Annotated in this window: 17 protein-coding genes; 12 read left to right on the top strand and 5 right to left on the bottom strand. The window is 43.4% G+C overall.

The window, feature by feature from the left end; genetic code table 11:
• Positions 1-46: 46 nt before the first annotated feature.
• From JMN17_RS04215 to bshB2, 3 genes are read left to right on the top strand one after another with little or no spacing between them, the layout of a single operon-like run.
• Positions 47-325 (top strand): hypothetical protein, encoded by a 279-nt coding sequence (locus JMN17_RS04215; RefSeq protein WP_202327480.1) that lies wholly within the window; start codon positions 47-49, stop codon positions 323-325.
• Positions 322-672, top strand: coding sequence for a YojF family protein (locus JMN17_RS04220; protein ID WP_148961582.1), 351 nt, complete (start codon positions 322-324; stop codon positions 670-672). Before JMN17_RS04215 ends, JMN17_RS04220 begins: the two co-directional genes overlap by 4 nt.
• 18 nt (positions 673-690) lie before the next feature.
• Positions 691-1,356 carry a bacillithiol biosynthesis deacetylase BshB2 gene (bshB2, locus tag JMN17_RS04225; RefSeq protein WP_087990421.1) on the top strand — a complete coding sequence of 222 codons (666 nt, stop codon included), beginning with the start codon at positions 691-693 and terminating at the stop codon, positions 1,354-1,356.
• 25 nt (positions 1,357-1,381) lie between these two features.
• On the opposite strand, the gene JMN17_RS04230 is transcribed toward bshB2, so the two are convergent.
• The gene (locus tag JMN17_RS04230) at positions 1,382-2,230 is read right to left on the bottom strand and encodes an STAS domain-containing protein (protein ID WP_202327482.1); all 849 of its coding nucleotides are present in this window, start codon (positions 2,228-2,230) and stop codon (positions 1,382-1,384) included.
• A gap of 15 nt (positions 2,231-2,245) precedes the next feature.
• Positions 2,246-3,604 carry an MATE family efflux transporter gene (locus JMN17_RS04235; RefSeq protein ID WP_202327484.1) on the bottom strand — a complete coding sequence of 453 codons (1,359 nt, stop codon included), beginning with the start codon at positions 3,602-3,604 and terminating at the stop codon, positions 2,246-2,248.
• A 275-nt stretch (positions 3,605-3,879) separates the two neighbouring features.
• On the opposite strand from JMN17_RS04235, the gene cdaS reads away from it, so the two are divergent.
• The 8 genes from cdaS to odhB all read left to right on the top strand — a co-directional run bounded on the left by cdaS (position 3,880) and on the right by odhB (position 15,476).
• On the top strand, positions 3,880-4,494 hold the full coding sequence (cdaS, locus tag JMN17_RS04240) for a sporulation-specific diadenylate cyclase CdaS (protein WP_087990418.1): 615 nt from the start codon (positions 3,880-3,882) through the stop codon (positions 4,492-4,494).
• 234 nt (positions 4,495-4,728) lie between these two features.
• The gene (locus JMN17_RS04245) at positions 4,729-5,946 is read left to right on the top strand and encodes a macrolide family glycosyltransferase (protein ID WP_087990417.1); all 1,218 of its coding nucleotides are present in this window, start codon (positions 4,729-4,731) and stop codon (positions 5,944-5,946) included.
• Between the two features lie 382 nt (positions 5,947-6,328).
• Complete coding sequence (locus JMN17_RS04250) at positions 6,329-7,564, top strand: C40 family peptidase (RefSeq protein ID WP_087993852.1); 1,236 nt, start codon at positions 6,329-6,331, stop codon at positions 7,562-7,564.
• A 93-nt stretch (positions 7,565-7,657) separates the two neighbouring features.
• The gene (locus tag JMN17_RS04255; RefSeq protein ID WP_087993851.1) at positions 7,658-8,248 is read left to right on the top strand and encodes a superoxide dismutase family protein; all 591 of its coding nucleotides are present in this window, start codon (positions 7,658-7,660) and stop codon (positions 8,246-8,248) included.
• A 63-nt stretch (positions 8,249-8,311) separates the two neighbouring features.
• A complete protein-coding gene (locus JMN17_RS04260; protein WP_087993850.1) occupies positions 8,312-9,226 on the top strand; it encodes an AAA family ATPase in 915 nt (304 codons plus the stop codon).
• 10 nt (positions 9,227-9,236) lie between these two features.
• Complete coding sequence (locus JMN17_RS04265; RefSeq protein WP_202327486.1) at positions 9,237-11,153, top strand: vWA domain-containing protein; 1,917 nt, start codon at positions 9,237-9,239, stop codon at positions 11,151-11,153.
• Between the two features lie 228 nt (positions 11,154-11,381).
• Positions 11,382-14,216: a 2-oxoglutarate dehydrogenase E1 component gene (gene sucA, locus JMN17_RS04270; protein WP_087993848.1), complete on the top strand. Its 2,835-nt coding sequence runs from the start codon at positions 11,382-11,384 to the stop codon at positions 14,214-14,216.
• A 15-nt stretch (positions 14,217-14,231) separates the two neighbouring features.
• Positions 14,232-15,476, top strand: coding sequence for a 2-oxoglutarate dehydrogenase complex dihydrolipoyllysine-residue succinyltransferase (gene odhB / locus JMN17_RS04275; RefSeq protein ID WP_087993847.1), 1,245 nt, complete (start codon positions 14,232-14,234; stop codon positions 15,474-15,476).
• A 49-nt stretch (positions 15,477-15,525) separates the two neighbouring features.
• Here odhB and JMN17_RS04280 read toward each other — a convergent pair whose 3' ends face one another.
• On the bottom strand, positions 15,526-16,488 hold the full coding sequence (locus tag JMN17_RS04280; RefSeq protein WP_202327487.1) for a bile acid:sodium symporter family transporter: 963 nt from the start codon (positions 16,486-16,488) through the stop codon (positions 15,526-15,528).
• Positions 16,489-16,720: 232 nt separating this feature from the next.
• Between JMN17_RS04280 and JMN17_RS04285 the strand changes: the two genes are divergently transcribed.
• Positions 16,721-18,058, top strand: a complete 1,338-nt coding sequence (locus tag JMN17_RS04285) for a sodium-dependent transporter (protein ID WP_202327489.1) — start codon at positions 16,721-16,723, stop codon at positions 18,056-18,058.
• 32 nt (positions 18,059-18,090) lie between these two features.
• Here JMN17_RS04285 and JMN17_RS04290 read toward each other — a convergent pair whose 3' ends face one another.
• Both JMN17_RS04290 and JMN17_RS04295 read right to left on the bottom strand, forming a co-directional pair.
• Positions 18,091-18,936, bottom strand: coding sequence for a superoxide dismutase (locus JMN17_RS04290; protein ID WP_087993844.1), 846 nt, complete (start codon positions 18,934-18,936; stop codon positions 18,091-18,093).
• The gene (locus JMN17_RS04295; protein WP_202327490.1) at positions 18,926-20,824 is read right to left on the bottom strand and encodes a terpene cyclase/mutase family protein; all 1,899 of its coding nucleotides are present in this window, start codon (positions 20,822-20,824) and stop codon (positions 18,926-18,928) included. Before JMN17_RS04295 ends, JMN17_RS04290 begins: the two co-directional genes overlap by 11 nt.
• Positions 20,825-20,858 lie beyond the last annotated feature (34 nt).

Genomic DNA, 20,858 nt, shown 5'->3' on the forward strand with positions numbered 1-20,858 from the left:
TTATGTATAATCATTTCATGTATGTAAGACATAAAGGAGCGAGACGATGGACAATGATAAAGAGATAGTGAAAGCCTACGCTTCACTTTGGAACAACCGATCTCTCGCAAGTGATGACCCAGAAGCTGTAGCAGAGGCGATTGACCTAGAGCTCTTGGATAAACGGACACATCCGAGACTCCGGAAACCGATGCTCGAAAAATTTTATGTTGCGATCCACCGCATTGTGAATTCACAGCTCGAACCGGCTGTGAAATATCAGCTGATCAAATTACATACAGAACGTGCAGAGCATTTAAAAGAAGAAAGAGGGGAGCAATCATGAAAGCAATCATAAAAGAAGATGTGCAAGCATCTTTAGAACGATATGCGGACCGCCCTGTATATATCCATTTAGAAACCACAACCGGTTCTTATTCAGCGCACTTAAATGAAAAAAACATGACGGTTGTTGCATACATCCGCAATGCAAAAGTCACCTATCATCAGGCAAAAATCAAAGGCAGCGGACCTTACCGTATTGGCTTAAAAACAGAAGAAGGCTGGATTTATGCTGAAGGCTTGACTGAATACACTGTGGATGAAGAAAACCGCTTATTAATGGCGGGACACCTGCCGGGCGGTAAACTGGCTATTTCTCTGCAAATCAGTGAAAAACCGTTCACAGTTTAAAGAAAAGGGTGAAAAATAATGAAAGAACACGTACTTGTAATCCTGCCTCACCCTGATGACGAATCATACGGAGTGGCAGGCCTGATTGCCTTAAACAGAAAAAAAGATATTCCCGTTACGTACGCGTGCGCCACTTTAGGTGAAATGGGCAGAAATATGGGCGATCCATTTTTCGCGAATCGGGAGACGTTGCCGTTGCTAAGAAAACAAGAGCTCATTAACGCTTGCAAAGAAATGGATATCAATGACCTTCGGATGCTTGGGCTCCGTGACAAAACGCTCGAATTTGAGGACGATGAGTATTTAGCTGATATCATGGAAGGGATCATAGATGATGTAAAACCAAGTTTAATTGTCACTTTTTATCCTGAACACGGTGTGCACCCTGACCATGATGCATGCGGGGAAGCGGTCATTCGTGCGTTGTACCGCAAAAAGAAAGAAGACCGTCCGCGCACACTCTGCATGGCGATTACACGCAATAGAGAAGAAGTTCTCGGCGAAGCTGATGTCGTACTTGATATCAAAGAAGTAGCTGATATTAAATTGAATGCGTTAAGAGCTCACCGCACTCAAACAGAAGGCATGCTCAGAGAGCTTGAAGAAAAATTAAAAAACAATGAACCTGTTATGGCAACATGGTTTGAAGAAGAAGTATATTGGACGTATCAATGGAATGATTAATCAAAAAGGTATAAGGCCTTAAGCCTTATACCTTTTTGAGTTTTAAGTCCGATGCAATCGCTGAAGCGAGGGTTGATCTCAAAGAAATATCTTCGAAAGACAAACCTAGCTGAACCGCGGTTTGCGCAATTTCCGGACGGATTCCCGACAAAGTTGATGAAACGCCGATTAAGCGCAGCGCCTCAATCAGACTGAACAGCTGGTGGGCAACCATTGTATCAATAACAGCTACCCCCGATAAATCAATATACAGCTGCGTCACCTTTTTCTCCGCACATTGATGCAGGGTGTTTTCCATAATCAGTTTTGCGCGGACAGTATCAATATCTCCGATTAAAGGCAGGAGCCCGACGCTGTGAAACAGCACGATGACCGGCGCGCTCAATTCAGTAATCATGTCTTTTTGAGCCTGAAGCTGGAGGCTTGTGTTTTTGTACATTTCTTCTATAAAAATATGAATGACAAGATCGAACGCTTTTATTAGGGAGTGATACAGTTCTTCGGCCTCTTCGCCTTTCACAGTGTCCTGATTGATATGGACAAATTCTTTCACATAGGAAACATATAAATCTCTCACTCTGACAAACTCTCGGATAATATAGTGGATAGGAGTCTTTAAATGTTCTTGATCCTGTGTTACTTCAAAAGTCCATTCTTTCAGTATAGGCAGGTACACCTCTTCATCATCTACAAAAATACGGTTTATCTTATAGTTGAAGGCAAGATTCTGGCTCTTTAAATTCTGAATGACATCAGGGTCTGCTGATGCATATATGGAGTTTGGATCAGTCTCCTCAACGGTTTCATACCACATTGAACTGATGGTTTCCGCATGCTGAGAAAGATATTCGTATAATTTCATGTTTTTTGCCATGTATGATCACCTCTTTTAAATGTATTGTTTTTGCGAATAACGTTTTTGCAGGTTAACCAGCCTGAAAAACAGTCCAACTGCTCCGGCGGCGAGTCCTGCAATTAATCCGATCCAATAGCCGAATGCGCCAAGGCTTGTAAACGTACCGACAGTATAACCGACAGGTAGGCCAATGACCCAGTAAGAAACAAAAGCGGCCGCAAGCGTATAGTTCACATCTTTATACCCCCTGAGCGCCCCCTGGATCGGTGCGGCAACAGCATCGGAAAGCTGAAAAAACAGCGCATAAATTAAAAAGTGCTGTGTCAGCCGGAGTACATCGGGGTCAGACGTGTACAAGCCGGCAATTTGCTCTCTGAATAAAAGGATACAGGCTGCAGTCAATAAAGAAAAGCCGATCGCCATCATGATGCCGATCAAGCTATATGAGCGTGCATCCTTAAAACGGGCTGCACCGGCTTCAAAGCCCACAACAATCGTTAAAGCCATGGACACGCTGAGCGGCAGCATATATAAAAGCGAAGCAAAGTTCATGGCTGCCTGGTGGGACGCGATGGTCACTGTATGGAAATGGCTCATCAGAAGCGTGACAGCTGCGAAAATGCTTGTTTCAAAAAACACGGCGAATCCAATAGGCAGACCGATTTTGAGCAGATTTTTGCATGCTTTCCAAGAGAATGTATACATAGTAAGGAAAACTCCATATTCGGAAAACGGCGCGGTTTTATGAATAATGAAGAAGCTGATGATGCAGATACACCAATATGTAAGCGCGGACGCTAGTCCGGCGCCGGCGCCGCCAAGTGCCGGCAGCCCAAATTTCCCGAAGATGAATATGTAATTCAATACAAAATTGATCGGAAGAGAACTGAGTGTAATCATCATTGTGACTCTTGTTTTCCCTAATGAGTCAATGAATGATCTCAAAACGGTGTAAACAAATAAAGGGAGAATTCCCAGCGATAAAAAGCCTAAAAAATGTTTAGCAACCTCATGCACTTGAGCCTCAAGGTGTAATCGGCCAAGAATAAGGTCAACTGCAGCATACCCAATCGCTAAAACGGCGATGCTAAGAAGCGCAGCCACATATACAGCCTGTAAAACAGTAAAAGGAATCTTCTGTTTTTTTTCAGCGCCTAATAACTGAGCGACAATCGGAGTGACCGCCATTAAAATACCTGCAAGTCCTGTATAAACAGGGGTCCAAAAACTTGAGCCAATGGCGACGCCGGCTAAATCAGCGGGGCTGACTTTCCCTGACATCACCGTATCTAAAAAAGTCATAAGAGAAAGCCCCGCCTGGGTAATGAATATCGGAATGAAAATGTGCAAAAGCTGTTTGGTCTTTTGCCGGGCGTTTAGAGTTTCTTTCATACATTGATCTCCGTTTCTTTTTCATAACGAGAGAAATTATAACATTTTATGTATAAAAAGCAATGAACGCCGGACCTATTCTTTTTTTGTCGGCTTCGTTTTTCTAAACATTTGGGCATAAATAAAAGAAAGCGAAATCACGCCTAAAAAGGTGCAAATATACTGAATGATTCTTTCGATTTCCATTCTTTACATCCCTCCTTTACCAATAGAATGTGCATCAATAAGATAAGCATGCGTGAAAAGGTGGAAATTTGAAAAGGAGATGAAGGACTATGCGTTATGAACACATGCCGGAAAATGCATTTAAGGGAAAAATACAAGTATACTTAGAGGAAATATTAGTTGATGCGTCGCTCATTTTAAAAACACTTCACGAAAAAGATCAGTGCCTTCTTTGTGAATTGGATGAATTGGGACACATTTTTCAGGATATGCAGGGCATCGCATCATCCTTTTATTTGCAATCATACATTGAGCAATTTACGCCGGCATTTATCGAGCTGGCCAAGGCGATTAAAGCCTTATCGGAACATAAGCACGGTGCTTTAATTGTCATTGAAAGAGCGGACCCGGTTGAACATTTTATTCAAAAAGGAACTTCCCTTTATGCAGAGATCAGCGCTTCATTAATTGAGAGTATCTTTTATCCCGGAAATCCTCTTCATGACGGCGCTTTATTAGTGAGGGAAAACAAACTTGTGTCAGCAGCTAATGTGCTCCCGCTGACAACAAAGGAAGTGGATGTCCATCTGGGAACCAGGCACCGCGCGGCTCTTGGAATGTCGGGGTATACGGATGCGCTTGTGCTCGTTGTTTCAGAAGAGACAGGGAAGATGTCGTTTGCCAAAGACGGTGTATTATATCCGTTAATTTCGCCAAGAACGTAAAATAAATAAAAGGGCCTGATGATGCATCCTATCGTGAGTCAATATGACTGAATTCGGACCTTTTTTAAAGCATTCACTTCAAGCTGAATGCTTTTTTCTTGAAGGTAGAAAATATAAACTGGTAGAAAAGTTATATATGATTAATATTAATTAGGTTAAACACTTTACCTGATTTTGTATTTGTAGTATCGTATAAAAAATATGACATACATTTTAAAGGAAGGGTGTTGCCGCATGGCTAATGTATTGATGATCGGTTTTCCCGGTGAAGGGCATATAAATCCTTCTATCGGTGTAATGAAGGAGCTGAAATCCCGGGGAGAACATATCACTTACTATGCAGTGAAGGAATACAAAGAAAAAATTGCGGCGCTTGATGTTGAGTTTCGTGAGTACCTTGATTTTCGGGAAGATTACTTCGGAAAAAACGCAACCGGAGATGAAGAAAGAGATTTCACAGAAATGACCTGCGCCTTTTTGAAAGGCAGTATTGATATCGTCACTCATATTTATGATGAAGTCAAACACGAATCGTATGACTATGTCATATATGATCACCATCTTCTCGCCGGTAAAATCATTGCAGACTTGCTGAAGCTGCCAAAATTTTCATTGTGTACAACCTTTGCAATGAATGAGGAATTTGCTAAGCAAATGATGGGAGCGTACATGAAAGAGTCACTTGAAGATTCTCCTCATTATGAATCTTATCAGCAGCTTGCAGAAACATTAAATGCTGATTTTCAAGCAGAGATCAAGAAGCCATTTGACGTTTTTTTAGCAGATGGGGACTTGACAATTGTCTTCACATCAACGGAATTTCAGCCACTGGCTGAGCAATTTGGCGATCGTTATGTATTTGTCGGTCCTTCAATTACGGAAAGAGCCGGAAACAATGATTTCCCATTTGATCAGATTGACAATGAAAACGTGCTGTTAATTTCAATGGGAACCATTTTTAACAATCAAAAGCAGTTTTTTAATCAATGCCTTGAGGTATGTAAAGACTTTGAGGGTAAAGTCGTGCTTTCCATCGGCAAGCATATGAAAACAAGTGAGTTAAACGACATTCCGAAGAATTTCATTGTACGCCCGTATGTCCCTCAGCTTGAGATCCTGAAAAGAGCCAGTTTATTTGTGACTCACGGCGGAATGAACAGCACAAGTGAAGGTTTGTATTTTGAAACCCCGCTCGTTGTTATTCCGATGGGAGGAGACCAGCCTATCGTCGCAAATCAAGTGGAAAAAGTCGGCGCAGGAAAAGTGCTGAAAAAAGAACAATTATCTGAAAGCCTTCTGAAAGAAACGATTCAAGAAGTGATGAATAATCCTGTGTATGCTGAAAAGGCAAAAGAAATTGGACAATCACTCAAAGCGGCAGGCGGTTCTAAAAAAGCGGCCGACAGTATTCTTGAATTTGTGAAACACAAAACGCAATCAGCTAACGCATAGTATAAAAAGCCTGTTCTTATTCAAAGAACAGGCTTTTTATTTTTTCCTGAGAATGCAGAGGAAGGGATTTGACAAGCCGATAGAGAATTGATAGGAAAAACAGACAAGAAAGGAGGAAAATCTGCTCCATTCACCAATAGAAAACCATCATTTATACCCCTCGCTTAAATAGTTCCTTAGACTTTCGAAAAGCAGATGCAACTAAAGTAAAATATTAGGTGTTTGTTTGAAAGTGTAAAGGTCGAACGATGCTGAAATTGCTGCCAATTGTTTGAAAAGGGTTTAACTTGCTGAAAAAGTGACGATAAAACTGATGCATGCCATTTTTGGAAAGAAAATACTAGCTGTTTTTTGCGCATAAACAGTTTAGGAGGTTGAATGAATGAAAAAGAAGATTGTAGCCGGCTTGGCTGTTTCCGCAGTTGTTGGGTCATCGATGGCCGCAGCACCCGCGGAAGCAAAAACGATTAAAGTGAAAAACGGTGACTCTCTTTGGAAACTTTCCCGCCAGTACGATACGACAATATCAGCTCTGAAATCCGAAAACAAATTGAAATCAACGGTGATTTATGCCGGACAAAGCCTTAAGATTCCTAAGAGCAGCAAGAAAAGCGCGACATCCCCATCAAACTCAAGCAAAACGTCAACATACACAGTTGCATATGGTGATTCGTTATGGATGATCGCTAAAAATCATAAAATGAGTGTTTCTGAGCTTAAAAGTGTAAACAGCCTGACAAGTGACCTGATTCGCCCCGGACAAAAGCTTAAGATCAGAGGGACAAGCAGTTCAAGCGGCTCAAACGGATCGAAAAAAAACAGCGGTTCCAATTCTTCAGGCTCGTCAAAAAGTACATATACAGTTAAGCTTGGTGACTCACTGTGGAAAATCGCTAACAGCTTACATATGACAGTAGCTGAATTGAAAACATTAAATGGCTTAACATCAGATACGCTGTACCCTAAACAGGTACTCAAAATAAAAGGGAGCAGCTCGTCCAAGAGCGGAAACAGCGGTTCCAAGAAACCGTCAAATTCCAATTCTTCAAAAACAGCTACATACAAGGTGAAAGCAGGCGATTCGCTGTGGAAAATCGCGAATCAGCACGGAGTTACGGTGCAAAGCATCCGTGAAAAAAACCATTTATCATCTGATGTCTTGCAAATCGGACAGGTTCTGACGATTTCGGGGACATCAAAATCTAACAATTCAAATCATACCGCGCCAAAAGACAACTCGGGATCAAACATTCAAATAGGGTCGAAGATTGACAGAATGATAACAGAAGCGAAAAAATATGTCGGGGTGCCATACCGATGGGGCGGAAACACGCCTGCCGGTTTTGATTGCAGCGGTTATATTTATTACCTCATTAATAAAGTATCATCGGTGTCAAGATTAAGTACGGCAGGGTATTGGAATGTGATGCAACAAGTCAGCCAGCCGTCAGTAGGCGATTTTGTCTTCTTTACCACATATAAATCCGGTCCTTCTCATATGGGGATTTACCTGGGCGGCGGAGACTTTATTCATGCAAGCTCATCGGGCGTCGACATTTCCAATCTCAGCAATTCATATTGGAAACAGCGCTACTTGGGCGCAAGAAGCTATTTTTAAAAATGAGTATGACAAAAAGCCTTTTTATAGGCTTTTTTGTTTAGATCAGACAATGATTGACCACACTGTTAGAAAAAACAAGGGGGAGACAGTATGCACCGTCTCTTGCTGTTTATGATGCTGACGGCACTGGGATTTGCGGGATGCGGACAAAAAAACCCTCAGGACCCTCCTAAGCGGGTGCCGGAAAAAGAAGTGATTGAAACGTCAGCGTTTGGTCATCATGTCCAGCTGGTTAATCGAGAAGGCAAAGCAGTCGGTTTTATAGAAATCAAAGAATCAGATGACGAAGGACTCGATATTCACATTTCCGCAAACAGCCTGCGGCCCGGCGCTTCACTCGGTTTTCATATTCATGAGAAAGGTTCATGTGTCAGGCCGGATTTTGAATCAGCGGGAGGACACTTTAATCCGCTGAACAAAGAACACGGCTTCAACAATCCGATGGGGTATCATGCCGGAGATCTGCCGAACCTTGAAGTCGGTGCCGATGGAAAAGTAGATGTCATTATGAATGCGCCGGACACCTCACTGAAAAAAGGAAGTAAGCTAAATATTCTCGATCATGATGGGAGTGCGTTTATTATTCATGAACATGCCGACGATTATTTGACGAATCCAAGCGGAAATTCAGGTGCGCGTATTGTCTGCGGAGCCCTTTCCGGCCATAACGAGAAACAGTAAAATCATCCAAGCCCTTTTGTATTGAGCATACAGGGGCTTTTTTAGTATACTCGTTAATGGAATATGAATAGGAAAGGGAACCTGACTATGACAACTCAATTACAGCACTTAACATTGCCGGAAGAGATACAAAAAAAGCTTTTATTATATAAAGACCAGCCGATTTCCCCAGAGTTTCAGTCGCTCATCGGGACGTCAGGCTATGAGGCGGAGGATGAAGCCATTTTATTCGACGCCATCATTGCATTAGCCATGGGGAAAAATGTCTTGCTGAAAGGGCCTACAGGCTCAGGGAAAACAAAGCTGGCAGAAACATTGTCCAGCTATTTTCATAAACCGATGCACAGTGTCAACTGTTCAGTGGACTTGGATGCTGAAGCCTTAGTCGGGTATAAAACGATTGAAAATCAATCTGGCCAGGCAACGATCGAGTTTGTTTCTGGGCCTGTCACAAAAGCCATGAAAGAAGGCCATTTTCTTTATATAGATGAAATCAATATGGCAAAGCCCGAAACACTTCCCATATTAAACGGTGTATTAGATTACAGAAAAATGATGACAAATCCGTTTACGGGCGAGGTCATACGGGCTAAAGGCGGCTTCGGAGTCATTGCAGCCATCAATGAAGGCTATGTTGGAACTGTTCCGCTGAATGAAGCTTTGAAAAACCGTTTTGTCATCATTGACGTTCCTTATATCAAAGGCGAGCTACTGAAACAAGTGCTCACGTCTCAGTCAGCCCTGAAAGATGAGAAGCTTATTGACCGGTTTATCACGCTTTCCTCTGACCTGATCGTCCAGGCCAATAACGGACAGGTATCTGAAGAAGCTGCATCCATCAGAGCGTTAATTGATACATGTGATTTAGCCGCTTATATTCCGCCGCGTCGCGCCATTGAACGGGGAATTGTAGAGAAGCTTGATGATGACCGGGAAAAGGCGGCCGTCCGAAATATCGCAGAAACTCTGTTTGAATGAGGGAGCTGCGATGAAATTTATCAAATTTAACGACAGCACAATTGATTCGTTTTTATTTATGATGCTCACTGATTTGGCCAAAACACTCACCAAGAGTGAAGCGGTAGAAGTGGAGTATGGCGTCCAGTCGTATTACAATCCATTTGAAAAGAAAATTTATATGAGTCATTTTTGGAAAGACAGGGCAGCTGAGGACATGGAAGCGGGTCTGAAAAGCGACGTCTACCTGCGTTCGGTCGGAACGAGATATAGCTCGCTGCAAGAGTTTGCGAACTTTTTGGATGATATTCATCAGCATCTGACGTTCAAAAGCTTTGCTAAGCAGCTGTTTATGCTGCTTGAAGACATCAGAATTGAAGAATGCATCAAGCACGAGCGTCCGGGTACGAAACATGTATTTGCAAAGCGAAAAGATATGTACAGAAAACACTTCTCCACCCAGCTGACCTTGAATTTGGAACGAAGCATTTTTACGGATGCCCTCTTTTGCGCGATCTATGTCAAGCTAACAGCGAAATCACCGCTCGAAACCCTTCCGTCCATGCGTGAAGATATCGATCTGATGCGCCCGTTTATTGAACAGCAGCTCCTGCGCGTGTATGAAGCAGATTCGACACGGCAGGTTCTGAAAATTGTTGAAAACCTCATGGACGGGCTTGAAGAGGTGCTCGATAAAGACATGCTGAACACCTACTTCTTTTTGCCTGAGCTTGATTACGCAATAGCTGCAGAACAACCGTTATTTGAGGAAGAGAAAAAAGCGCCTAAGCTGAGTGATGACCTCACGCTTCCGAAAAAGTCAAACGGTGATGAGGATATTCATGAAGAAGAAATGCCGACGTGGCACCGAGAAACAGAAGCCCCGTCTAAAAGCTTCCTTCAATTTGATATTGAACATGGCGCTAAATCAGATTTAGGAAAAGATGCTTCAAGAGAAGGCGATGATGGAGATCAAGCCCTTGGCTCTGTCCAAGGATCAGCCAGACAAACAAAACGGAAAGACTATTCCCAGCTGGAAGCGCTGGAGTCCCAGAAAGACCAGCCGAACGGAGCGGGCATGGCTGACGGCAAAGAAAATAAATACGCATTTCCGATTTACAAAGAACCGCAGCCGGCAACCAGTGAAGAAGGGATTTCTTATAAACAGCAGGCAAAAACGATTGAATCGTATCAAAAGCGTTTGAAACAAATGATTCAAAAAACGCTGGAGCATAAAAAAACATTGCCGAGAACAGACCTTCATGCCGGAAGGCTGAACAATAAGCTTCTCCGTTACTTTACTGAGCGAAATCCGCGTCTTTTCTACAAAAAGCAGGAACCTTCTTCAGAAATTGACGCAGTTTTCACGTTGCTGGTCGACTGTTCAGCCAGCATGTTCGACAAAATGGACGAGACAAAGCGGGGAATCGTGCTGTTTCACGAAGCGTTAAAATCCGTAGCGGTTCCGCATCAGATTGTCGGTTTTTGGGAGGACACAAATGATGCGTCTGAAACAAGCCAGCCAAACTATTTCAATACGGTTATTCCGTTTCAAACATCATTAAGACAAGAGGCGGGGCCGGCAATTTTGCAGCTTGAGCCTGAAGAAGATAACCGTGACGGCTATGCGATCCGGCAGATGACGAAAAAAATGCTGCAGCGCAGCGAGTCTCAAAAGTTCTTGATTGTTTTCTCAGATGGAGAGCCGGCCGCGTTTGGCTATGAACAAAACGGAATTGTCGATACTAGTGAAGCGGTGATTGAAGCGCGAAAAAGAGGGATAGAAGTCATAAATGTTTTTCTCTCCAACACAGAAATAGAAGAATCACAAATGAAGACCATTCAGGATATGTACGGAAAATTCAGTATATTTGTCCCGGATGTCGATCAGCTCCCGGATGTTCTGTATCCGCTGCTGAAAAAACTGCTCCATAAAAGCATAGGATAGCTCTTGATCCTATGTTTTTTGGTGTTTCTTTTTTCAAATGATTAAATTTTTGGTTTTTTATAAAGGATTTTTACTATTTTGTGAACAATCAAGGTAGAATCAAATTGCAAACAGTGGTAAAATATCGTTGGAAGCGTTTTTATTACATAATTTTGGACACAGCGTTCGAAAGTTATTTTAAGATAGTGAATCAATCACTTGATTATCTAAGTTGGGGGTAATATTCAAATGTTTCAAAATAGTATGAAACAACGAATGAATTGGGAAGATTTTTACGGTCCGAACCTCGGCTATGCGCTGGAGCTTTACGATCAGTATACCCAGGATCCGAACAGCATTGATCCGGATCTAAAGGAAATGTTCGACGAGCTTGGTGCTCCGCCAAACGATATAAAAGAGGCCTCGGGAACAGAAGAAAAGGGACGTGTTACAGCCGATCTGATTCAAAAGATCGCAGCCGCAGTCAGACTTGCAGAAGATATCCGAACCTATGGCCATTTAAACGCTTCCGTCAATCCGCTCAGAAAGGATGGGAAAAAGAGTGAACTCTTTCCATTATCCGATTACGGGCTAACAGAAGAGGAAATAAAAGCAATACCTGCGTCAGTGATTTGCAAAGACGCTCCTAAAAACATTACGAACGGTTTAGAAGCCATTCAGTATTTACGAAATACGTATAAAAGAACCATCTCATTTGAATTTGACCATGTGCATGACTTCAAAGAGCGCGAGTGGCTGACAAAGATGATTGAATCCGGTGAGCTGTTCCAGAAGAACTCAGCTGAAAAGCTGTCGGCTGTGCTGGAAAGACTGACAGAAGTAGAGGGTTTCGAGCAGTTTTTGCACCGCACATTCGTCGGACAGAAGCGCTTTTCCATTGAGGGTTTGGACGCTCTTGTTCCAGTGTTGGATGACATTATTGCACAATCTGTCAAATCAGGAACGACGAGTGTCAACATTGGGATGGCGCACAGGGGGCGCCTGAATGTCTTGGCACATGTGCTCGGAAAACCGTATGAAATTATTTTCTCCGAATTCCAGCATGCGCCGAACAAAGATCTTGTCCCGTCTGAGGGCTCAATCGGAATCAGCTACGGATGGACAGGCGATGTCAAATACCATCTGGGGGCGAATCGGGAGCTTCAAGACGCTGCAACAAAATCAGCGCGCATTACGTTAGCAAACAACCCGAGCCACTTGGAATTTATCAATCCGATTGTTGAAGGCAGCACAAGAGCGGCACAGGAAACGAGAACACAAAGCGGATACCCGGTTCAGGACGAAACAAAATCGCTTGCCATTTTAATTCATGGAGACGCAGCATTCCCTGGGGAAGGAATTGTCGCTGAAACATTGAATTTAAGCTCTTTAAAAGGGTATCAAGTAGGCGGTGCGATTCATATTATCGCCAATAACATGATCGGATTCACGACAGAAAGCGCTGAATCAAGATCAACAAAATATGCCAGTGACCTGGCGAAGGGCTATGAAATCCCAATTGTCCACGTTAATGCGGACGATCCTGAAGCCTGTCTTTCAGCTGTTAAGTTTGCGGTGGAATACCGAAAAACATTCAACAAGGACTTTCTGATTGACTTGATCGGGTACAGACGTTATGGGCACAACGAAATGGATGAGCCATCAACTACTCAGCCGATGCTGTATGATGCTGTCAGAAAACATCCGACTGCCAAACAAATTTTCGCCGAAAAGCTTGTGAATGAAGGCGTGCTTGACAATGATGTTGTACAAAACATCGAAAAATCAGTAACGAAGCGTATTGAGGATGCTTATCAGAAAGTGCCGGCTAAAAAGGAACAAACCGCCTGTGAGATTGAACTTCCAGAGCCTGTTTCAAACGGTTTTCCTGATGTGGACACATCCATTGATTTTGATGTGCTCCGCAAGCTGAATGGCGAATTGGTCAACTGGCCGGAGTCATTTAACGTTTTCGGCAAGCTTAAGCGCATTTTAGAAAGACGCGCCAAGGCGTTCGATGATGACAGAAAAGTGGAATGGTCTTTGGCTGAATCACTCGCGTTTGCTTCAATTTTGAAAGACGGAACACCGATTCGTTTAACAGGGCAGGATTCCGAGCGAGGAACGTTTGCCCAAAGAAACCTAGTGCTTCATGACAGTGAGACGGGTGAAGAGTTTGTGCCGCTTCATAACTTATCAGACTGTGGTACATCTTTTGCAGTTCATAACAGCCCGCTGTCTGAAGGATCGGTTCTCGGTTTTGAATACGGCTATAACGTGCATTCACCGGAGACGCTTGTATTATGGGAAGCGCAGTATGGAGATTTTGCCAACGCTGCTCAAGTGTATTTTGACCAATTCATTTCGGCCGGCCGCGCGAAATGGGGTCAAAAATCCGGATTAGTCATGCTGCTTCCGCACGGTTACGAAGGACAGGGGCCTGAGCACTCAAGCGGAAGAATCGAACGGTTCCTGCAGCTTGCCGCGGAAAACAACTGGACGGTTGCCAACCTGACAAGCGCCGGACAATATTTCCATATACTTAGAAGACAGGCTAAAATGCTGCTTCGTGAAGAAATCAGACCGCTCGTTATTATGACGCCGAAAAGCCTTCTTCGTAATCCGAATACAGTTTCCGAAGTGCAGGAGCTGAGCGAAAGCCGCTTCCAGCCTGTTTACGAACAGTCCGGACTTTCTCATGACTATGAAAAAGTAACCAGACTTGTATTATCCAGCGGTAAAGTGTCCATAGACATCAGCGACCATTTTAATAAGTTAGAAGACGGTAAAGAATGGCTTCACATTGCGAGAATTGAACAGCTGTATCCATTCCCGGCAAAAGGAGTCAAAGAATTACTTGCAAAACTTCCGAACCTGAAAGAAATCGTTTGGGTGCAGGAAGAACCGCAGAACATGGGGGCTTGGAGTTATATCAGCCCGTATTTGACAGAAATTGCACCAAAGGGAGTAAGCGTTCAATATATTGGACGAAGAAGACGATCCAGCCCTGCAGAGGGAGATCCGACAGTTCATAAAAAAGAACAGGAACGTATTGTATCTGATAGCTTGACTCGCAAAAACTAAGGGGGAAATGAAAAAATGGCGGAAATTAAGGTACCTGAATTAGCAGAATCAATCTCAGAAGGAACAATAGCCCAATGGTTAAAGCAGCCTGGTGATTATGTAGAACAGGGTGAATATCTGCTTGAACTAGAAACGGATAAAGTAAATGTTGAATTGACAGCAGAAGAATCGGGTGTACTTCAAGAGGTATTGAAAGATTCGGGTGATACCGTCCAGGTCGGAGAAATTATCGGTACGATTTCAGAAGGCGCGGGTGAAAGTTCTGCCCCTGCTCCTTCAGAGAAAGCTGAAAGCAAGGAAGAAGAGAAGCAGGCTGAACCAGCGGCGCAAGAGGTGAGCGAGGAAGCGCAAACCGAAGCAAAGTCAAGAACGATCGCTTCTCCTTCAGCCCGTAAGCTGGCAAGAGAAAAAGGCATTGACCTGTCTCAGGTCCCAACGGGAGATCCGCTTGGAAGAGTGCGCAAGCAGGATGTCGAAGCGTACGAAAAACCGGCATCAAAACCGGCTTCTCAGCAAAAACAGCAGCCTCAGGCTCAAAAAGCACAGCAAAGCTTTGACAAACCTGTCGATGTGCAAAAAATGTCACGCCGCAGACAAACGATTGCAAAACGCCTTGTAGAGGTACAGCAAACATCAGCAATGCTGACTACATTTAATGAAGTAGACATGACGGCTGTCATGAATCTCAGAAAACGCCGCAAAGATCAATTCTTTGAGCAAAATGAAGTGAAACTCGGCTTTATGTCTTTCTTCACCAAAGCGGTTGTCGCTGCGCTGAAAAAATATCCGCTGCTGAACGCGGAAATTCAAGGCGATGAGCTGATCGTTAAGAAGTTCTATGATATCGGTATTGCTGTTGCGGCTAATGAAGGCCTTGTCGTTCCGGTTGTACGGGATGCGGACCGCCTGACATTTGCAGGAATCGAGAAAGAAATCGGCGAGCTTGCGAAAAAAGCAAGAAATAATAAACTAACCCTTAGCGAGCTTCAGGGAGGCTCTTTCACCATTACAAACGGAGGTACTTTCGGTTCACTGATGTCGACTCCGATTTTAAACAGCCCTCAAGTCGGTATACTGGGCATGCATAAGATTCAGCTGCGACCTGTCGCAATTGATGAAGAGCGTTTCGAAAACCGTCCGATGATGTATATCGCTTTATCTTACGATCACCGGATTGTAGACGGTAAAGAAGCGGTTGGTTTCCTAGTGACAATTAAAAATCTACTGGAAGATCCTGAACAGCTTTTATTAGAGGGATAATAAAAGAAGGTACATCACTTCATCGTGATGTACCTTTTTTGATCTGTATTTAAAGAGACAGATTGCTGCTAGATGCTGTTTGTTTCTTTTTCGCTTTTTTGGACCAGTAGGTTGCAAGCATGGAGCCTGAAAGGTTATGCCACACACTGAACATCGCGCTAGGTACGGCTGATAGCGGTGCGAAATGAGCCGTGGCAAGTGCGGCCCCAAGTCCTGAATTTTGCATGCCGACTTCGATTGCAATCGCTTTTTGAGATGGATAATCCATTTTGAAAAGCTTTGCGCAAAGAAATCCCAGTACATAACCGATACCGTTATGCAGAATGACAACAGAAAAAATGAGCAGCCCTGATTGAAGCAGATGTTCCCGGTTGCCGCTGACGACAGCAGAGACAATCGCAACAATGCCAATAACAGAAACCAGTGGAAGGGCATGTACAGCTTTTGACACCTGTTTTCTGAAAAACATTTTGACGATCACGCCTGCAATGATTGGAAATAAAACAGCCTGCAAGATTGAAATAAATAAAGACCCCGGTGAGACAGGAAGCCACTCCTTGGCAAACAGCATAATCAAAACCGGTGTTAAAACAGGTGCCAACAAGGTAGAAATTGTTGTAACAGCAACAGAAAGAGCCGTATTTCCTTTTGCTAAAAAAGTCATGACATTAGAGGCTGTGCCGCCAGGACAGCAGCCAACAAGAATAACACCCACTGCGATTTCTGCTGGAAGATGCAGTCCAACTGCCAGGCCGAAAGCAATAAGCGGCATGATGGTATACTGTATAACCACCCCAACCATGACATGCCAAGGTTTTCTGAGCAGCTCTTTGAAATCATCGGCTTGCAGTGTAAGTCCCATTCCAAACATGATAATGCCAAGAAGAATCGTAATATAAGAACTGATCCATGTAAAAAAAGACGGGAAAGAAAATCCCAGCACGGCAAAAACAATGACCCATATGCCAAAGGTTTGTCCCGCGAAATGACTTACTTTTCTAATAATACCCATAAAAACACTCCTAACATATTGATCAAGAAATTCAGCAAAAATTCTGGACGGATTTTCAAGCATCCTCTTATTATAATTAATTTTCTGAATAATTCAATATCAGTAGTTGAAATGTCTTTTTATAGATGACGATAAATATATTATGTAAACTAACGAAAATGTTCTTGACTATATAGGAAGATATTCTTACAATGAATCTTTATAATGGTTTGATAAAATTAGGAGTGATAGGGTGAAGGAAGCGAATCAATGGTCTTCGAAGCTCGGCTTTATTTTGGCCGCGGCAGGATCAGCTATCGGGCTTGGCGCGATATGGAAATTTCCATATGTAGCGGGAACCGGCGGAGGAGGCGCATTTTTACTTATTTTTATTTTATTTACGGTTTTAATCGGACTGCCTTTATTGTTTGGTGAATTCATCATAGGCAGAAAAACACAGAAAGATGCCGTTCAATCCTATAAAACACTTGCTCCGGGAACGAAGTGGCATTGGATCGGTTATTTAGGCATGGCGACGTGTTTTATTCTTTTATCTTTCTACAGCGTCGTCGGCGGGTGGATTTTAATTTATATTACAAAAGGCTTCACTGGCGGATTATCGCAAACATCTGGTTTTGATACGATATTTGCAAGTACAATTTCAAATCCTTATTTAGCTGTAGGAGGTCAGCTGCTCTTTATGGTGATCACCATTTTAGTTGTTGCCAAAGGGGTAAGCAGCGGAATTGAAAAAGCCAGCCAAGTGTTAATGCCGGCGCTTTTTATATTATTTGTCATATTAATGGTGCGCTCCGTTACACTTGATGGCGCCATGGAAGGGCTCAAGTTTTTCTTGATGCCCGACATAACAGCAATTGACGCTAATACGATTTTATATGCGATGGGCCAATCCTTTTTCTTATTAAGTGTCGGCGTATCTGTCATGGTAACGTATAGCTCTTATTTAGAGAAACAGGAAAATCTTGTGCAATCTGCTGTATCAGTAACGGTATTGAACATGCTTGTTGCTGTAATGGCCGGAATTGCGATTTTTCCAGCTGTATTTTCATTCGGCCTCAAACCAGACCAAGGGCCGGTTTTGTTATTTAACGTGCTGCCGACTGTGTTTAATCAAATGCCGTTCGGAATTATCTTTTTATTAGCATTTTTAATTCTATTTTTATTCGCGGCACTGACATCCGCTTTTTCAATGTTGGAAATTTTAGTCGCAGTGCTTTCTAAAGGCGATGTCAATAAGAGAAAACGATTCGCTTGGTTAGGCGGAATTGCCATTTTTATTGTCGGTGTGCCGTCTGCACTATCATACGGTGTATTAAGTGACGTTACTATTTTTCACTTGTCCATTTTTGATGCTGCCGACTATCTTGTGAGCAATATTTTAATGCCGTTAGGCGCGTTATTGATTTCTATATTTGTCCCGTTAAAAATACCGAAACAGGATTTGTTTGACGAGCTGAAAAGCGGTTCCAACCTTAAACGAAAGTGGTTTGCAGTTTGGCTGCTGCTCATTCGTTATCTATCTCCTGTTGCCATCATCATCGTATTTTTGCATGTGTTAGGCATTTTTTAAAACACGAAGCCCCCAGGAAAAGGGGGCTTTTTTTAATAGAGTTTCCAAACGACTTCTTTTGCCTGTTCAAAACGTTTTTCTGCCTCACGCCAATCCATGACATTCCACCAGTGGTCGACATAGCTCGCCCGGTCATTTTTATATTGCAAATAGTAGGCATGTTCCCATACGTCAAGCGCTAAAAGAGGAATCACATCCCATTGGCTGAAGAGCTGGTGCTTTTCTGCCGTTAAAATCTCCAGCCGTCCCGATCGAGGCGCCCAGACCAGGATGGCCCAGCCGACACCCTCCACTTTTTTTGCGGCCTGAGTAAAATGTTCTTTAAAAGCGGAATAGCTTCCAAATGAAAGATCAATCATTTGGAACAATGCTCCTGTAGGACGCCGTTTTCCGTTTGGATGCATCGAAAACCAGAAAATACTGTGTAAATAATGGCCTGCTCCATGGAATGCAAGCTCTCTTTCCCAATGAGTGATCAAGTCATAATTCTTTGTCGCTCTTGCTTTTTTAAGTTCTGTTTCTGCTTTATTCAGACCGTCAACATAGCTTTGGTGATGCTTCGTATGATGAAGGAACATAATGTCGCGTGAAATATAAGGTTCTAAGGCGGAATATTTGTACGGAAGCTTTGGAAGCACATGTTTCCCTATAGGGACATATGCGCGTCTTTCACTTGCATCCGCTGATTCTGTAATATCCCGATAAAGAGCAGCAGCCTGCTTATACCAATCTTCTTCTGTTGTTTGGTCATCTTCCAGTGCTGCTATCATCTTGTCGATTTGATCTTCAAACTGATCAAGCTCTCCTCGCTTTTGAATCTGGTCCTTAAGGGCTTCACACCAATTGAACATCTCTGTTTGATAAGATTCACGTTTCATTTATTGTCTCCTTTTCAATAGAATTCAAATATTTCCCGACAGCCAGCAAAGAGAATACATATGGATAACTGTGATAGCGGATATAAAATTGCTTTGGTAATCCGATCCCTGTTGGATACACCAGGTTATCGGCGCCATGAGAACTGCTGTCAGTAAGATATTGCATACCTTTCACCACAGATGGGTGTTCGGGGTTTTCGGATGTGAGCAAAGCGTCTAAAGCCCAGGCTGTCTGTACAATGGTTCCTCTATTACGCGGGACGTACGTTTTGACTTCGGCGCTTTTGCAGGATTCTCCCCAGCTGCCGTCATCTAGCTGTATGGATTTGAGCCAGCGCAGGGCCTTTTGTATAGCAGGGTGCTTCCGGTCAATCCCGCAGGCATGCAGACCCGTAAGAGCAGCCCATGTGCCGTATATGTAGCAAACACCCCATCTCCCGTACCATGACCCATTTTGTTCTTGATGTTCGAAAAGCCAGTTCACTGCGCGCTGAATATGTTGATGTTTTTCTGTGAAGCCTGCTTTCTCGCCTAAAAAGTGCAGCACACGTCCGGTAAGGTCGGCGGTTGAAGGGTCAACTGCCGCGTCCTCAGCGGATTCAAGCGGGAGAAGGCGGATCAGAGGATGGTTCACATTTTTCTCAAAAGCTGAAAATCCGCCGTCATTGTTTTGCATCGATAAAAGCCAAGACACTCCTCGCTCCCAAGCTGAAGGGGAATAACTGCGGGGAATCGCTTTTAATGCGGCTGCAGTGTCGTCACAGTCAGGGTTGTTTGTATTGATGTTTGAAAATCCCCAGCCGCCGGGATTTGCATCCGGATTTTTGACAGACCAATCCGCTACTTTGGTATGTTGGCGGTCTAGCAAAAAGGCAGCTGCTTTTGTAATAGGGCCGTCTGTTTCGGCCACGCCGTTTTTTTGAAGGGCATAGCTGATCAGAGCAGTGTCCCAAACAGTGGAAGTAGAGTTTTCCAGATAAGGAATCCCGCTGCACTCTGTCACTAGCGATTTAAGGCCTTTCAATGCCTTTCTGATGACATGAGAGTGGCGCGACATACCAAGCGACAGAAGGCTGTAAACCATAAATATGGTTGCGCTCGCATAGCTGTATAATGTTCCGTCTTTTTCGATTCGGTCCAGCATATATGTTTTAGCCGTCTGTAAGCCTAGCTGCTGAAAAGCAAAGGGTGCATGAAAAATACGTTTCCAATGTGACGAAATAGATGTGAGATCTCTTTCTTCAAAAGCATCAGATCGAAGCCAAGTGAAAGGGTTTTTTGTCATGTGCGGATCGAGATGGCGAAGAGATGGGATATTGCGGTTTTTAAGAACAAATCGCTGATTAAGTGTTACAGCCATAGGAGCAAAATGAATTCGGGCATAGGCGCTGAATTGATAGAAATGAACCGGTAATGTTGGGGGAAGCGCCATGAGCGATAATGGTAAATACAACACAGGCCAAGGATAGAGCCCGTTGGCGGCAAGCATCCATTTTGTCATGAAATGAACCTGCCTCAGTCCGCCATGGGCGATGATAAATTGTTCTGCTTTTCTCATGTGCGGGTCAGATCTGTGAAAACATCCTGAAGCCAGCATTCCGACATATCCTTGGACTGTAGCCGTTAGATTTCCGTTCGTTTCATCGGGATAATGGATGAATGTGCCGTCGGGTTGCTGTTTTTCACGAATGCCGGCTGCAAGCGCTGATATCAGTTCTTTTTCATGGTCACCATCATCAAGTGAGGTGAGGAGCAAAATAAAAAAGGAATTTGTCATGATTGGTCCTTCAAAGCAAAATGTCCACGAACCATCAGCATTTTGCCTGTCTTTTAACTCTGAAACGGTTTTATTTTGAAAACGCCTCACTTTCTTCTGAAGTGTGCTCATCACGCTCAACTCCTTCAGAAGCATATATATTCAG

Source organism: Bacillus sp. RHFS10, from assembly GCF_016757475.1.
Taxonomy (GTDB): Bacteria; Bacillota; Bacilli; order Bacillales; family Bacillaceae; genus Bacillus; species Bacillus subtilis_G.